The following is a 15,460-nucleotide window of genomic DNA, read 5'->3' as shown; positions in this document are numbered from 1 at the left end:
CGTCACCCCCCCAGGGCGGTGGCGCCCGCCCGCTGCTGGTCGGCGCCCTTCAGCTGGGATTCACACCCCCCTTCCGGCAGTCCGGGCAGGGCCTCGCCCAGGCGCGCCGGGCCACCGAAGCTGTGCTGGGCGCCCTTGACGTCGATGCGCCCGGGGGCGTGAATCTCGATGTCGCCGCCCTTGAGGCGCACGTAGGCGCCGCCGCAGACCAGCAAGATCTCCTCCGCCGCGCTTAAGTCGATGACCTGCTCGGTGGAGGCGACCTTCACGTCCTTCTCGGCGGCCAGCTCCAGGTTGTCGCTCTGGGCCTGCACCTCGACCTTGCCCCGGGCGGCGAACAGCTTGATGCCGGCGCGCTGCACGAACAGCGAGAGTTTCTCGGAGAGCGAGGCGATCAGACTGCGTCCGGCGGCCAGGTTGATGTCCTCGCCGCTGGTCACGCTCAGCGAGCGGCCCTGGGCCAGGTGGCTGGATTCGGGGGTGCTCAGGGCGATGCCCGCCGGCGAGGCGAGATGGCAACGGGCCACGCTACCGCCGGGAAAGGCACCTTGGCTGCCTTCCCTGGCGAGTAGTTGGTGAGCGCAACATCCGTGTTGCACCAGATAAGATATCGACGGGCGGCGGCTACTCCCGAAGGCACAGACCGAGCCGTGCCATCGCTACCCGCAGCGGGGGGGGCCTGACGCTCACGGGATCATCCGCGAGCCTGTACGTAGAAAAGATGCCATCCTAGCGCTCTCCACTCGCCACCTTCGAAACGCGGCGTCTCAAAAGTACCCCCGGAACAGGAAGTAGAAGATGGTCAACGCCTGCGCCCAGCCAAGCAGAAAGCAGAACAGCGGCCAGAGGGCTTCTCCGGCCTTGAGCGGGCGCTCGTTCTGGCGATTGCGCACATAAGGGTCGTCCGGGGCCACCTGGCACTTTTCCTCGACCCACTCCGGCCAGCGCGGTACCCGGCAGGTCCATTTGGCGAGGATGCGGCCCGTGCCGGCCCAGGCGACCATCAGCGCAAAAACCACTTGGAAGAGACGCGAGTCGGCCATAATGCGGGTCGCCTGGGTCAGAGAGTCGAAAAAACCTTCTCGCCGCCCTTCCAATGCCAGCACGCGCTGGTCGACCCGATAGGCCTGAACATGGCCGTCCGGTTCTTCCATATAGCGGCGCACCAGCTCCCAGATTTCCAGCGCGCCGCGCATCATCTTGCCACCTTCATATTTAAAAAAGACCAAATGATGCACGATATTGCCGGCATCATCCTTGACATAGCCACGCACCTCTTCACGCCCCATACCACGCCGCTCCTCCGAGGCAGAAGCTTTGCTTTGATAGAAGTGAATATCGTCCCAGTTCATGGTGACCACGCCCATATCCTGCGACCAGGCGTAGACCTTGCGGTCGACCCGATTAAAGCGTATGGGATAATGGGTCTTGCGGAACATATCCCAGCGAATCAGCATATTCATAATGGCAAATATAAAAGAAAGCACCAAGCAACAAAATGCCATCATAACGTATACAATCGCAGGTAGTGATTCATACTTCAGAAGAGCCACTGCTGCTAGAAAAGTTAGATATAGCGTTACAGCTAATACGGCCGCTCCAAAAAATGAATTAATTCCTCTCAAGCGATTCCCTGAATCGACGAACTCCAGAAAGGTGGAGTTGACCGTGATCACCGAATCATTGAAGCGGCCAGCTTCGATTCCCGGTACTCTCTGCTGTTTCTCCAGTGAGGGGTTATGCTTATCGAAGCCTCGTATTTTCGACAGGGTGCTAGAGAATCCCCAGTTGGCCCGTATATAAAGATTGAAAAAGTCCCTAGCTGTGGTGTGCATTCTCAGCTTCCTTCCTGAGTGATGGCCTTGAGGCGTTGCATTTCGGTCTCCAGCACCTCCGTGCCCAAGCCCAGCTCGCCGCGCACACCAAAGGCACTTTCGGCCAACCATTCTTCCATGTCATCCTCGGTAAACCGCCAGATCGCCATCGTCCGGTCGTCGCCAATCAAGACGAGCAGGCAAAAGGCGTAGACGATGATGGCCAGGTCTTCATGAGCGGTTCCTGCGGCGCTCCCAGAGGGTGATGACAGCAACCAGGACGAGTGCAGGGATCGCGGTGCTCAGCGCAAACTGTGCCATCGCTTCACTGTCGGAGGTGGCGCGGCCGGTCATGAGCGCAAAGCCGAAGACCATCTGCACCACGGATGCCAAGATGGCGTAGATAATCAGGAATCCTTTAACGTACTTGATAATCAAGTCTCCTTGCTGATGTTGAAGTCAAGCATAAGCAGCCCGACAGAGACAGTCTTCTGAGGTCGACTGGGGACTTTACTCAGACGGTCGAGCAGGACGCGGCGTCTCAAAAGTACCCCCGGAACAGGAAGTAGAAGATGGTCAACGCCTGCGCCCAGCCAAGCAGAAAGCAGAACAGCGGCCAGAGGGCTTCTCCGGCCTTGAGCGGGCGCTCGTTCTGGCGATTGCGCACATAAGGGTCGTCCGGGGCCACCTGGCACTTTTCCTCGACCCACTCCGGCCAGCGCGGTACCCGGCAGGTCCATTTGGCAAGGATGCGGCCCGTGCCGGCCCAGGCGACCATCAGCGCAAAAACCACTTGGAAGAGACGCGAGTCGGCCATAATGCGGGTCGCCTGGGTCAGAGAGTCGAAAAAACCTTCTCGCCGCCCTTCCAATGCCAGCACGCGCTGGTCGACCCGATAGGCCTGAACATGGCCGTCCGGTTCTTCCATATAGCGGCGCACCAGCTCCCAGATCTCCAGCGCGCCGCGCATCATCTTGCCACCTTCATATTTAAAAAAGACCAAATGATGCACGATATTGCCGGCATCATCCTTGACATAGCCACGCACCTCTTCACGCCCCATACCACGCCGCTCCTCCGAGGCAGAAGCTTTGCTTTGATAGAAGTGAATATCGTCCCAGTTCATGGTGACCACCCCCATGTCCTGGGACCAGGCGTAGACCTTGCGATCAACCCGGTTGAAACGCATGGGATAGTGAGTCTTGCGGAACATATCCCAGCGGACAAGAGTATTCGCCGCGGGCAAAATCAAAACAGATATCACCACAATAGCAAGCCAAAAAATAGCAAAAAATATACCAGGCACTTCCCCGCCTTTAGCAACAAGTATATAAAGCAATCCTCCCAAGCCTAAAAGAAGCGGGACCGTCCCCATAAGTCCGAAAGCAGAATTGACACCTCGCAAACGATTCCCGGAATCGACGACTTCCAGAAAGGTGGAATTGACTGCGATCACCGAATCATTGAAACGACCAGCGTCAATATCCGGTGCTTTCTGTTGTCTCATCAGTGGGGAACTATGTTTGCCGAAGCCCCGCATCTTTGTCAGGGTACTGGAGAACCCCCAGTTGGCCCGAATATAGAGATTGTACAAATCCCTGGCGGTGGTACGCATTCTCAGCTTCCTTCCTGAGTGATGGCCTCGAGGCGCTGCATCTCGCTTGCCAATGCCGCCGTACCCAAGCCCAGCTTGCCACGCACGCCAAAGGCACCCTGTGCCAACCACTCCTGCAGATCATCCTCGGTAAACCACCAGATCGCGATCGTCGCTCCTATGGCGATAACGCCAAGCACACCCGCTACCCACCATAAGCCCACCACGGATAGGCCAGCGAGTATACCTGCCCCCCCCGCTGCCTTGGCGGCGGTACTTGCTGCAGCCAAAAAGACAAAAAGGCTTGCTCCGATAGTAAATGACCCCGATATGAAATATAGCCCCGCCATTGTCCACGCTTTGTCATCCAACTTTTCAACTCCCTCCCATATATCCATCACTCCTAAAGTAAGCCCCCCAGCTAGCCCGAAGCGAAGCCCCCAGCGCAGGGCTACATGCTGTGCACTTACCAACAGGTGGTTCGAGGTCACGAAGGCCCGCCTGGCCTGGCTCAGGGTCGCGGCGATCAACTCCAGCCCCGCCCCGCTGGCCGCCAGGCCCGCGCCCATCAGACGCCCCTTTTGGCGAGCCGGAGCATCCAACAGCCGGTCCATGTTCGATAGGTAGCTGTTGAAGGCACAGATCGCTAAGAACGCACTCAATACCCCCGCCGAGACCTGGCGATTGGCCACCAGCGTGCCAAGCTTTTCACCTACGCCACCTCGGCTGCCAATGTCTGACATCGGCTCCAGTGCCCCCATGGACTGATTGATCAGCCGGGTCTCGGCGCCGTAATCACTTAGCGTTCCCAACTCGATCTGGCGCACCGCAAACACGATGTCCTGCTGACCGGCAGCGGCGTTGCTCATCTGCCGTAGCGAGCGTGTCTCGATTTCCAGCTTGCGCTGAAAACGCTGCTGGTCGACCTGTTCGAGCTGGGGGTAGAGGTGTCTCAGCTTGTTACTCAGTGCTGGAATCGCTTGTTTCAGGGTGGTGGCTCGCTGACGGAAGACACGCACCGGCTGCCCGGCGGTCACACCCAGTGCCACTAGCAGGGGCCGAGGAAGATGCTCACCGTTGACCGCACTCATCATCGGCCCGAGCAGACGACCGACCAGCCAGGCAGGCGAGACCATCTCGTCGGGCAAGCCTGCGGTCAGACCGGTGAAGCTGGCAATCAAGGTCCCCCAGGAGAGCGTGCTGAAGACGTCTCCCGCCTCTCCTTGGCGTTCTGCTTGCCGAACGTTGGCCGCTGCGTCGGCGGCAGCCAGCACCTGCTCCCGCAGCGCCTCATGGTTGAGGCACAGCGCCCTGAGCAGCAGGTTGTCGTTGGCAATGTCGTCGGAGGAGAGCCACACCACATATTGCTTGAACGCGGGTGCGTAGCTCTGGGTGCCCAGCAAAGCGGCGGAGACGACCGAAACGAAGGTGATGCCCGACTCGATGTTGCGGTCATCGAAGCGACTGTCCAGGTAGGCCAGCAGCTCACCACCTGTCAGCCACGCCAGGTAGGCCTCGACCAGCGGACGCATGGTCTCGGTGTCGTATTCTGCAAGCGCAGGCTGGTAGGTATCCTGCATCCACTTGTCGGGTTCGTCGTCTCGAAGCTTATCGCCGTACTTTCGCCACGCAGAATTGCCTTTGTCATCGAGCTCTGCGTCGCTGATGCTATCAATCACGTCAAGCTGAAAGTCATCGACTTCTTGCCTGAATTCGGCGTTTTCCCGTTGGCGGTGCTCGAAGCGGGCCTTCAAGCTGGCTTCCATGCCGGGAGGGCCGCCGTAACTGTTGTAGTACTCATCACGCAGCCGCCTCTCGACGATGCTGTCGACATGCTCAATCCGTGCCCTCTCCTGGATACCGTCGCGCAGCGCATTGACGACGCCTGCCGTCACGAAGGGACGATGAAGAAGCTCACGCTGGTTGAACTCTTCCTCTCGCACCTCGAGCAGGCTGGCGAGATCACTGGTCACCCCTGCCGCATCGTCGAGCACGAAGAGCGCCGGCGTCATGCCACTCGGTTCGGCCTGTCGCGACGTCCAGCTCACGAAGCCATCGATATCGTTTCTCATGCCGTTGACCGGCGCCTGGCTGTGGCTCAGGGCGTGGACCTCGGGGGTGGCAGTCTCGCCGATTTCATCATCCCGCCGCGGTTGCTGCATGGTCCATGAGAAGGCGGCCTCTGCCAGATAGTTACCGAGCTCAGCCAAGGGCTTGACATAGCGCCCATCGCCGCCCTTCCACTGCGGCAGGGAGAGGCGGCGCATGGTATCGCGGCGGCCATTGCGGTTGGTGGCATATTCCTTCCAGACCCGCTTGGTCCAGCGATCGTCCGAGAACGTCATGTAAATATCATCGGCTTCATCGGCAGCGGGAATCGTTACACAGCGGCCAGGATAGACATGCTCAGGGTTGGCGCGACAGGGGAATTCATCGTCTTCGATAGGCGCGTTGATCTCGGCATCAAGTACGCCCGGGGCATCCGGGTCGAATGCCAGCAGTTCCCGGTGCGTGACGTCGATATACCGGGCGAGAAAACCTTCCCGGGTGACATGGTAACCCTGCCAGCGCCCTCTCGCTGCGTTGTAAAGGTAGAGAAACCCTTCCCTGAGGAGCCGCAGCGTGTAGTGCTGGCCATCCGGCAGGCTGATGCGGGAAACCGCTTCATCCTTCAGCTCTTCTGGCACCTCGGGCACATCAGTACTGGGTGCGTCACTACGTGCAACGGCGTAGCGCACCGGCAGGATCGGCAACCCGCCCCCACCGCAGAAGTTGCAATCCGGCCGGCCGCTGTCACTGCTCATGTCATGCTCCTCAGGTCAGAGATGATGGTATTCCACGTTGTCTCATCCAGATGCCCCAGGCGTGCGGCGAAACCAGGCGCACCATGGGCGGACTGTTCCAGGAGGTGGCGTATACCCGGGTGTGTTACGAGATCGGGATGATGTTCGGCAGCGCTCTCGGCCAGACACTGCTGGTCCTCCAACGGCAGGCCGAAGGTCTCGTCCACGTACCGCATGGTCTCATCCAGCCACTGCCAGTGCGCCGCGTCCTGTGGCCACTGCGGAGCCGTAGAGGCCAGGCGGCGTAGGCTCTGGTTCAGGGCGGCAACGCGGTCGAGAGTGCCCCACTGCTGTCGATTCAGCTCCAGCCAGTCGATGACAGGCCCTTCACCTGGACGCTCAATGCTCTGCCATCTCCCTTGGGCATCGGGCCATGACCAGTGAGTGACCGGCCCCAGCAGGCGCTTGAGCTGCTCGATGGTGAGCAGCCAGAGAAGGTGGCGGAATACGTCTGGGTCGTAGTAGCGAAGCCACCAGTATTGGCGGTTGCCGGGCCGACGCTGCAGTAGCTGCCGGCGCAAGTGAGCGGCCGTGGTATCGAAGCCTTTCTCACTGACGATAAGCGCCGAAAAAAAGGATACCCCGCGCCTGCGATAGCGCTCGGCACGGCCCATGAGCTCGCCCTGTTGCGATGCCGTCACCTTATCGAGGTCGACCAGTTGAGGCAGACGATGGGGGCGCACGGGTGCCGGTACCGTTTCGAGGGGCTGTACGGGGAGGTCTTTCCAGTCCTGTGCCTGAACCCTTAACGGGTTGAGCAATGCGAACTGGAACCGCTCGAGAAGATTCGAGCTGAAGGCAGCCATCTTGACCATCGGCCAGGCGCCTGTGACTTGCCGTGGATGCTGCGCCATGTTCAACGTCCTACGGGTGCGGTGCCGGCAGATGCCTTGTCGGCACTGGCAAACTGCTTCTCACACCCCCCTTCCGGCAGTTCGGGCAGGGCCTCGCCCAGGCGCGCCGGGCCGCCGAAGCTGTGCTGGGCGCCCTTCACATCGATGCGCCCGGGGGCGTGGACCTCGATGTCGCCGCCCTTGAGGCGCACGTAGGCGCCGCCGCAGACCAGCAGGATCTCCTCCGCCGCGCTTAAGTCGATGGCCTGCTCGGTGGAGGCGACCTTCACGTCCTTCTCGGCGGTCAGCTCCAGGTTGTCGCTCTGGGCCTGCACCTCGACCTTGCCCCGGGCGGCGAACAGCTTGATGCCGGCGCGCTGCACGAACAGCGAGAGTTTCTCGGAGAGCGAGGCGATCAGGCTGCGCCCGGCAGCCAGGTTGATGTCCTCGCCGCTGGTCACGCTCAGCGAGCGGCCCTGGGCCAGGTGGCTGGATTCGGGGGTGCTCAGGGCGATGCCCGCCGGCGAGGCGAGGTGCAGCCAGGGGGCGCTGAGGCGTGCGGCTTCGCCGCGCCCGCCCTGGCTGGCGCCCTGGGCGGTGGCGTGGTCGGGGTCGGCGTCGCCGGCCTGGCCGTAGGTCGCCTGGGTGTCGTCGCTGGCCTGCTTGAGGTGCTCGCGGGCCGCGAGGGGCTCGGCGCGGTGCTCGACGGCGCTGTCGCTCAGGCTCTCGGCCAGGCGCCAGGCGCTCTGCAGTTGCTGGGTGGCGGGGCTGAGGTCGAGCTGGTCGCCGCCGGCGCCGAGCTGGCCCCAGCTGGTGAGGTAGAGCCCCTCGTTGGCGCGGATGGCGCCGTAGGCGTCGGAGCGCAGCTCGAAGCCGGTGCCGCGGAAGGCGCCGCGGCGGTTGCCGTGCTGGTGGATCAGGTAGCCGAGGTTGAGCTGGCTCCTGGCGTGCTCGGAGTTGAGCCTGATGCGCTCCTGGTCGGTGGCGTCGTCGAACACCAGCTCGTTGTAGCCGTGGCCGCGGTAGGTCTTGGTCTTGAAGCCGGAGAGCAGGCCGTGGCTGTGCCACTCGGGGGTCTGGTCGCCGTTGTAGACCCGCCCGGTGATCAGCGGCCGGTCGGGGTCGCCCTCGAGGAAGTCGACGATCACCTCCTGGCCGATGCGGGGGACGAAGACCCCGCCCCAGCCGGCGCCGGCGCTGGGCTGGGCGACGCGCAGCCAGGCGCTGGCATTGGCGTTGCCCTGCCCCTCGTCATGGGCGTGGCGGTCCCAGTGGAACTGCACCTTGACCCGGTTGAGGGGGTCGGTGTGGATCTCCTCGCCGGGGGGGCCGACCACCAGGGCGGTCTGGGGGCCGCCGACCACCGGGCGCGGGTGGTCGAGGCCGCTGCGATAGGGCTGATGGAGGCGCTGGGCCTCGAGCTCGACCAGGTAGTGGCCGGTGCCGGCCTGGCGGTAGTCGTCGCGTTCGGCGTGGTCGAGGCCATGGGCGCGGCGGGCGGCGTCGAGCTGCGGCTGCAGGCTGCCGGGCAGGGCCTTGAGGTGGGCCGAGACCGGCAGGGCGTTCTCGGCGTGTACGGTCAGGCCGAGCACCAGGAACTGGCGCTCGCTACTGTCTCCATGGTCATGGCGGGGGTGCTGCGTCAGCTCGAACCAGCGGCCGACCTGGAGCTGACGGGCGCCGCCAGCGCCGTGGAAGCGCTTGGCCCGGGACTCCAGGGCCTCCAGGCGGTTGAGGGTGAGGCGCTCGCCGCGGCCATGGTCGAGGTAGTAATACTCGCCGGGATAGTCGTAGGCCTCGAGGGGCGGCAGGTTGCCCTGGTCGCCGACGGTGTCGAGCCCGGTGCGCTTATCGAGGGCCGGCTGCTTGTAGTCGAAGGTGGCCAGGCTGACCCGGGTGGGCTGCTGGCGGCGGCGCCCGCCCCACTGGGTCAGGGTGTCCGTGCGCTCGGTGGCGGCCTGGCGGTGGAAGCGGATGGCCTGGGGCGCCACCGGGGCGCAGGTGTCGGCGTCATCGGTGATCACCAGGCAGTGGCCGCTGGCGTCGTCCTCCTCGCCGGCGTGCTCGAAGTAGCACCAGAGCCCCTCCTGCTCCATCAGCCGCTGCACGAAGTGGTAGTCGCTCTCGCGGTACTGCACGCAGTAGCTGCGCGGCGGCACCTCCCGGCGCAGGTCGAAGCGCCAGCGCACCACCCCCTCGCCCAGGGTGGCGGCGTGGGCCGCGAAGACCGCCTCGAGGATCTCGACCACGCTCCTGTCCTGGAAGATCCGGCTGTCGCGGCCGAGCTCGAGCAGGGCCAGCCAGGGCACCAGGGTGAGCTGGTAGTAGAAGACGCCGCCATCCTCGCCGAGCAGGGCGGCGGACTCCACCAGCCCCGAGAGCGGCCGGTAGGTGCCGTCGGCCTGGCGGATGGCCAGGTCGGCGGGCTGGGCGATCAGGGTCTTGAGCTCGAGGTCGCCGCGCTGGGAGACGCAGTCCAGGGTGTAGGTGAAGGGGCGCGAGAGGCGCTCCTCGCCCACCAGGCGGTGGGGCACGAAGTCGGTGCCGCCCAGGCGCAGGGTCAGCAGCCGTTCGTGCTGATGCAGCGGCCCCGTCCCGAAGTGGGCCAGCCAAGCGTCTGCGCCATCCATGAGCATCGCCTCGATCTCCCTGTTGATCCAGTACCTTTCGTCAGACCCGAACCCTACAGGAAGATGGCAGGCACCCACACCGGCCACAGGACGCCCCGCGCGCAAGCCATCTCTTAATTACGTGTAAGAGATCTCTTACAGGGAGTCTCCCTGCGGCACTCGCGGCGCATGGTGACCAGGACCCGTAAAGAGCCAAGCATTTTTGCCGCCCTTCCCGCTTGGCCGTACAATGCGCCTATCATGCCGCCCTTGCGGCGGCCCCAGCTTGACCATCGAGGACACCCCGGACCCATGCGCGCCACCCAGATGCTGATTGCCACCCTCAAGGAAACCCCCGCCGACGCCGAGGTCATCAGCCACCAGCTGATGCTGCGTTCGGGAATGATCCGTCGCCTCACCTCCGGCCTCTATACCTGGCTGCCGGTGGGCCTGCGCACCCTGCGCAAGGTCGAACAGATCGTGCGCGAGGAGATGGACCGTGCCGGCGCCCAGGAGGTGCTGATGCCGGCGGTGCAGCCCGCCGAGCTGTGGCAGGAGTCCGGCCGCTGGGAGCAGTACGGCCCGGAGCTGCTGCGCCTCAAGGATCGCCACCAGCGCGACTACTGCGTCGGCCCGACCCATGAAGAGGTGATCACCGACCTGGTGCGCCGCGAGATCGCCAGCTACAAGCAGCTGCCGGTCAACTTCTACCAGATCCAGACCAAGTTCCGCGACGAGATCCGCCCGCGCTTCGGGGTGATGCGCTCCCGCGAATTCATCATGAAGGACGCCTACTCCTTCCACGTCGACGAGGCCTCCCTGAAGGAGACCTACCAGGCGATGTACGATGCCTACACCCGCATCTTTACCCGCCTGGGCCTGGACTTCCGCCCGGTGCTGGCGGACACCGGCGCCATCGGCGGCGACAACTCCCACGAGTTCCACGTGCTGGCCGACTCCGGCGAGGACGCCATCGTCTTCTCCAGCGACTCCGACTACGCCGCCAACATCGAGAAGGCCGAAGCGCTGCCGGCACCGCTGGGCACCACCCCCGAGCGCGCCGCCCCCGCCGAGGAGCTGCGCCTGGTCGACACCCCCGATGCCAGGACCATCGCCGCCCTGGTGGAGCAGCACGGCCTGCCCATCGAGAAGACCATCAAGACCCTGATGGTCCACGCCGCCGAAGGCGGCCTGATCGCCCTGCTGGTACGCGGCGACCACGAGCTCAACGCCATCAAGGCCGAAAACCTCCCGGAGGTGGCGGAGCCCCTGACCATGGCAAGCGAAGAGGAGATCCGCGCCGCGGTGGGCGCCGGTCCCGGCTCGCTCGGCCCGGTGGGCCTGGAGCTGCCGATCGTCGTGGATCGCAGCGTGGCGCTGATGAGCGACTTCGGCGCCGGCGCCAACGTCGACGGCAAGCACTACTTCGGCATCAACTGGGAGCGCGACGTCGCCCTGCCCAGGGTCGCCGACCTGCGCAACGTGGTGGAGGGCGACCCCTCCCCGGATGGCCACGGCACCCTCTCCATCAAGCGCGGCATCGAGGTGGGCCACGTCTTCCAGCTGGGGCGCAAGTACAGCGAGGCGATGGACGCCACCGTGCTCGGCGACGAAGGTCGCGCCCTGCATCCCTGGATGGGCTGCTATGGTATCGGTGTGACCCGCGTGGTCGCGGCTGCCATCGAGCAGAACCACGATGCCAGCGGCATTATCTGGCCCGACGCCATCGCCCCCTTCCAGATCGCCATGGTGCCGATGAACGCCCATAAGTCCCAGCGGGTGCGCGAGGAGTCGGAGAAGCTCTACGCCGAGCTGACCGCCGCCGGCTTCGAGGTGCTGCTGGATGACCGCGACCTGCGCCCCGGCGCCAAGTTCGCCGACCATGAGCTGATGGGCCTGCCCCACCGCCTGGTGATTGGCGACCGCGGCCTGGATAAGGGTGAGCTGGAGTACAAGGGACGCCGTGACAGTGACGCTACCATGGTACCGGCAGGTGAGATCCTCGACTTCCTGCGCGGCAGGGTCCAGCGCTGAGCGCAGCGCCGTGAGCCGGGCCCTGCCCCTGCTCGCGGCGCTCTGGCTGCTGCCCCCCGCCGCAAACGCCGAGGAAGCGGGCTTCCTCGGCTCGCTGGAGGCCCAGCAGCGCCCGCTGCTGGTGCAGCCGCTTCCCCCGCCACCGGCGTCGCTGCGCACCACCCTGGACGAGTCGCTGAGCACTCCCCGCCACCCCGCCGAGATCTGGGCCGCTCGCCAGTGGCAGAGCGCCATGGAGCCCTCCCTGGCACGCTTCGTCAAGGATGAGGCCCTGCGCGGAGAACTCCTGCAGCGGATCTACCTGGAGGCCCGCCTGGCCAACCTGCCACCGGAAATGGTCCTGGCGGTGATCCAGGTGGAGAGCGCCTTCCGGGCCGATGCGGTCTCCTCCGCCGGCGCCGTGGGGCTGATGCAGATCATGCCCTTCTGGATCCGCGAACTGGGCCTGCCCGCCGATGACCTCATGGACCCCTGGCGCAACCTGCGCTATGGCACCACGATACTGGCCCACTACCTGGCCGTGGAGCGCGGCGACTTCACCCGGGCGCTGGCCCGCTACAACGGCAGCCTGGGCCAGACCTGGTACCCGGAGCGGGTGATGCGCGCCTGGCAGCGCCACTGGCGCCCACCCGGCAGTGGCGATCGCGTCACCGTACAGCGCTGACCCCAGGAGGATGACCCATGGAGCCGCACGGACGCGAGCCACCCCCCTCAGCTGCCCTGCATGCCACCGAGCGCGTCGATCGTCGCCTGCGCCAGGGGCTCGGGCTGCTGCTGAGCCTGGCGCTGGCGATCATCATCGGCGTCCTACTGCTGGCCGCCGCCGAGCAGAACCGCCAGCAGGCAGGCCACACCCTTGAGCAGATCGCCGTTCAGCTTTTACAGCTCCAGGAGCGGCTCGCCGGCGTGGCACTGGACTACGCGGTCTGGGACCTCAGCCATCTCGCCATTCACCGGCCCGATGGGCCGGACCTCGACTGGCTCGAGATCGAGATGGGCACCAACCTGCATGATAATCTCGGCATCGACCTGGCGCTTATCGTCGCGCCGGATGGGAAGATCCTGTGGGAGGTAGACAAGGGCGAGATCCTCCCACCGCGCCAGCGCAGCCAGCCGCTGCCCGCCGCACTGCCTGGAGAGGCACCGACGGCCACCTTCCTTAGGCTGGATGGCGAGCTGCTGGTAGGAGTCGCCGCTGCGGTCCAGCCGGAGAGCGATCGCCACCCGCCCGCCAGCGAGCCGCACCGGCTGCTGTTTGCCTACCGCATGGCCCAGAAACCCCTGGCCCAGCTTCAGGCGACTACCCGCCTGGCCGATCTGCGGCTGCTGGCGTCGCCGCCAGCCCAAGGGGCGCGCCTTCCTCTGGCCGACTTCGAGGGCACCCCCCTGGGCTGGCTGGCCTGGACGCCGGCCGCACCGGGCTCCCAGATGGTCAAGAACGCCCTGCCCGCCCTGCTGGTCACCCTGGCCGGACTCACCATCCTGGCCGCCGGGCTCTTTCGCTACCTGAGTCGCCAGACCGAGGCGAGCCTGGCCAACCTCCACGCTCTGCAGCAGACCCAGGAACGGCTCACCGACCAGCAGCGCGCCTGGCACGCCCTGCGCGACATGCAGCTGGAGGAGGTGGACGAGGAGGCCTTCATCGCGTCGCTGCTGGCTCGAAGCGCCGAGCTGCTCGATGTGGATGACGTCAACCTCTGGGTAATGGAGGGAGGGCGGCTGGTCTGCGAGGCCAGCCTGCACAGGCCGGAACTGGTCGGCCAGAGCCTGGGAGGGCGCCGACTGCAGACCTATCTGGCGCAACTGCGTCACCATCCGGCACTGGTCACCGACGACGCCCAGAATGACCCGCGCCTCGCGGGCCTGGCCCCCTATCTCAGGCAGCAAGAGATCGTCTCGCTGCTCGATATCGGCCTCTTTCTGGCAGGCGAGCTGCGCGGCGTGCTCTGCTGCGAGGATCACCGCCCGCGCCGCTGGCGGGATGACGAGATCAACGCCCTGATGGGGCTCACGGGGCTGCTCACCCAGTTCGCCGAGTCCCTGCGACGTCGCGAGGTGGAGCTGAGCCTGGACCGCCAGTTGAACCATGACGAGGTCAGCGGCCTGCCGACCCTGCACGGCCTCCACGAGACAATCACCCTTCTCCTGGAGCAGGGTGAGTGCCAGGTTGGCATCCTGCACCTCAAGGGGCTGACCCAGATCAACGATACCCTGGGCACCGCCATGGGCGATGCCGCCTTCCACGCCGTGGGGCGCCTGCTGAGCCGTCGCCTGGCGGCCCCCGCCCTCGCCGGAAGCGCCGCCCGGCTGCCCGCCAATCGCCTTCTGCTGCTGCTCCCCGGCGCCGACTCCTCGCTGCGCCAGCAGGCGCTGGAGGACCTGCTCGAGGAGCTCGATGGACAGGAGTGGCTGGGCGCTCAGCAGGCGGCCAGCCTGCGCTTCACCCTGGGCCTGGCGAGCTGCCCCCGGGACGGCCACGATATCCACCGGCTGCTGCAGCGCGCCGAGCTGGCCCTAGACACGGCCCGGGAGATGCCGGTACACCACCTGGCCCGCTACGAGCCCGCCATGGGGGAGTGGCAGGCCCGTGTCAGCCGACTGGAGCGGGAGCTGCGCGAGGCCATCGCCGAAGGGCAGTTCCGCCTCTACCTGCAGCCACAGTTCACCCGCGACGGCCGCCTCCACGGCGCCGAGGCGCTGCTGCGCTGGGCGCACCCCGAGCGGGGCCTGCTGGCGCCCGGCGCCTTCATCGCCGAGGCGGAGCACAGCGGCCTCATTCGCCCCATCGGCGACTGGGTACTGGAGGAGACCCTGGCCCTGCTGGCCGGCCCGCTCCGCGACTCCCCTCAGGTACTCGCCATGAACATCTCGGTGCAGCAGCTTCGCGATGACGGCTTTACCCTGCGACTGGCCGAGGCGCTGGAGCGCCATGGGGTAGCGCCCGGGCGGCTGGTGCTGGAGGTGGTGGAGTCGATGCTGGTGACCCCGGACATCCGCGAGTGCCTGGGCGCCCTACAGGCGCTGGGGTTCGCCATCGCCCTGGACGACTTCGGCACCGGCTACTCTTCCCTGCGCTACCTCCAGGAGCTGCGCGTCGAGGAGATCAAGCTGGACCGCGCCTTCATCGAGCCGCTGAAGCACGCCGACGATGCGCCCCTGGCCCGCTCCATCATCGCCCTGGCCCAGGCCCTGGAGCTGCGGCTGGTGGCCGAGGGGGTGGAGACCGAGGCCCAGGCCAGCTTCCTGCGCCGCCAGGGGGTCGACCTGCTGCAGGGTTACCTGCTGGCCAGGCCCGAGCCGCTGGAGGCCTTCCTGGCCAGGGTCAGCGACCACCGCCAGCGGTGATCTCTCGGCAGGCTGTTCAACCGGAGCCGACCCCGCAAGCAGGTCCCGGCACCGTTGCCGAGACATGCCGGCGGCCAGTCACCAGACGAAAAAAAGCCGACCCAAGCGGGTCGGCTACTGGGGGGATGACTCCCCCCTCCCCTGACGACTTTTTGCGATGAATGGCTCAGTGCTTCTTCTTGCGGTGGTCGCGAATGATGAAGCCGATCCATCCACCCATGAAGGCGATCATCATCGCGACGGTGACCAGGCCAAATACTACGGCGTCATCCCAATACATGGTGGTGTCCTCCCGTCTCGATCTGTTGGATGGACTTTAGCCCGGGAAGGGGGGGAGAAACCTGACCTGCATCAATTTCGCTCCCGCCCCCGGTTCCGGGCGCGGAGA

The 15,460-nt window shown here is 65.3% G+C and carries 12 protein-coding genes; 3 read left to right on the top strand and 9 right to left on the bottom strand.

The genetic code is table 11. The features are described from left to right. Positions 1-2: 2 nt before the first annotated feature. The 8 genes from ACRYRV_RS14535 to ACRYRV_RS14500 all read right to left on the bottom strand — a co-directional run bounded on the left by ACRYRV_RS14535 (position 3) and on the right by ACRYRV_RS14500 (position 9,714). On the bottom strand, positions 3-599 hold the full coding sequence (locus tag ACRYRV_RS14535) for a DUF2345 domain-containing protein (protein ID WP_444984669.1): 597 nt from the start codon (positions 597-599) through the stop codon (positions 3-5). A 168-nt stretch (positions 600-767) separates the two neighbouring features. Further along, entirely contained in the window at positions 768-1,835 is a 1,068-nt protein-coding gene (locus tag ACRYRV_RS14530; RefSeq protein WP_444984670.1) for a DUF6708 domain-containing protein, read from the bottom strand. Positions 1,836-1,837: 2 nt separating this feature from the next. After that, positions 1,838-1,984: a hypothetical protein gene (locus tag ACRYRV_RS14525; RefSeq protein ID WP_444984672.1), complete on the bottom strand. Its 147-nt coding sequence runs from the start codon at positions 1,982-1,984 to the stop codon at positions 1,838-1,840. A 61-nt stretch (positions 1,985-2,045) separates the two neighbouring features. Beyond that, positions 2,046-2,252 (bottom strand): hypothetical protein, encoded by a 207-nt coding sequence (locus tag ACRYRV_RS14520; RefSeq protein ID WP_444984673.1) that lies wholly within the window; start codon positions 2,250-2,252, stop codon positions 2,046-2,048. A 103-nt stretch (positions 2,253-2,355) separates the two neighbouring features. Further along, positions 2,356-3,429: a DUF6708 domain-containing protein gene (locus ACRYRV_RS14515; protein WP_444984674.1), complete on the bottom strand. Its 1,074-nt coding sequence runs from the start codon at positions 3,427-3,429 to the stop codon at positions 2,356-2,358. Between the two features lie 2 nt (positions 3,430-3,431). Beyond that, a complete protein-coding gene (locus tag ACRYRV_RS14510; RefSeq protein WP_444984675.1) occupies positions 3,432-6,212 on the bottom strand; it encodes a T6SS effector BTH_I2691 family protein in 2,781 nt (926 codons plus the stop codon). Continuing rightward, complete coding sequence (locus tag ACRYRV_RS14505) at positions 6,209-7,105, bottom strand: DUF4123 domain-containing protein (RefSeq protein WP_444984676.1); 897 nt, start codon at positions 7,103-7,105, stop codon at positions 6,209-6,211. The genes ACRYRV_RS14510 and ACRYRV_RS14505 overlap by 4 nt, the downstream gene beginning before the upstream one ends. A gap of 2 nt (positions 7,106-7,107) precedes the next feature. Further along, the gene (locus ACRYRV_RS14500; RefSeq protein WP_444984677.1) at positions 7,108-9,714 is read right to left on the bottom strand and encodes a type VI secretion system Vgr family protein; all 2,607 of its coding nucleotides are present in this window, start codon (positions 9,712-9,714) and stop codon (positions 7,108-7,110) included. Between the two features lie 291 nt (positions 9,715-10,005). On the opposite strand from ACRYRV_RS14500, the gene ACRYRV_RS14495 reads away from it, so the two are divergent. The 3 genes from ACRYRV_RS14495 to ACRYRV_RS14485 are packed head-to-tail and all read left to right on the top strand — an operon-like array spanning position 10,006 to position 15,072. After that, positions 10,006-11,727: a proline--tRNA ligase gene (locus ACRYRV_RS14495; protein ID WP_444984678.1), complete on the top strand. Its 1,722-nt coding sequence runs from the start codon at positions 10,006-10,008 to the stop codon at positions 11,725-11,727. Positions 11,728-11,737: 10 nt separating this feature from the next. After that, positions 11,738-12,391 (top strand): lytic transglycosylase domain-containing protein, encoded by a 654-nt coding sequence (locus ACRYRV_RS14490; protein WP_444984679.1) that lies wholly within the window; start codon positions 11,738-11,740, stop codon positions 12,389-12,391. Between the two features lie 17 nt (positions 12,392-12,408). Continuing rightward, the gene (locus ACRYRV_RS14485; RefSeq protein WP_444984680.1) at positions 12,409-15,072 is read left to right on the top strand and encodes a bifunctional diguanylate cyclase/phosphodiesterase; all 2,664 of its coding nucleotides are present in this window, start codon (positions 12,409-12,411) and stop codon (positions 15,070-15,072) included. A gap of 166 nt (positions 15,073-15,238) precedes the next feature. On the opposite strand, the gene ccoM is transcribed toward ACRYRV_RS14485, so the two are convergent. After that, positions 15,239-15,352 (bottom strand): cytochrome c oxidase subunit CcoM, encoded by a 114-nt coding sequence (gene ccoM / locus ACRYRV_RS14480; protein WP_299310565.1) that lies wholly within the window; start codon positions 15,350-15,352, stop codon positions 15,239-15,241. Positions 15,353-15,460: the final 108 nt, after the last annotated feature.

This window comes from Halomonas mongoliensis (genome assembly GCF_052496345.1).
Note: the sequence above shows the minus strand (reverse complement) of the source record. Positions and strands in the feature narration are given on the sequence as shown.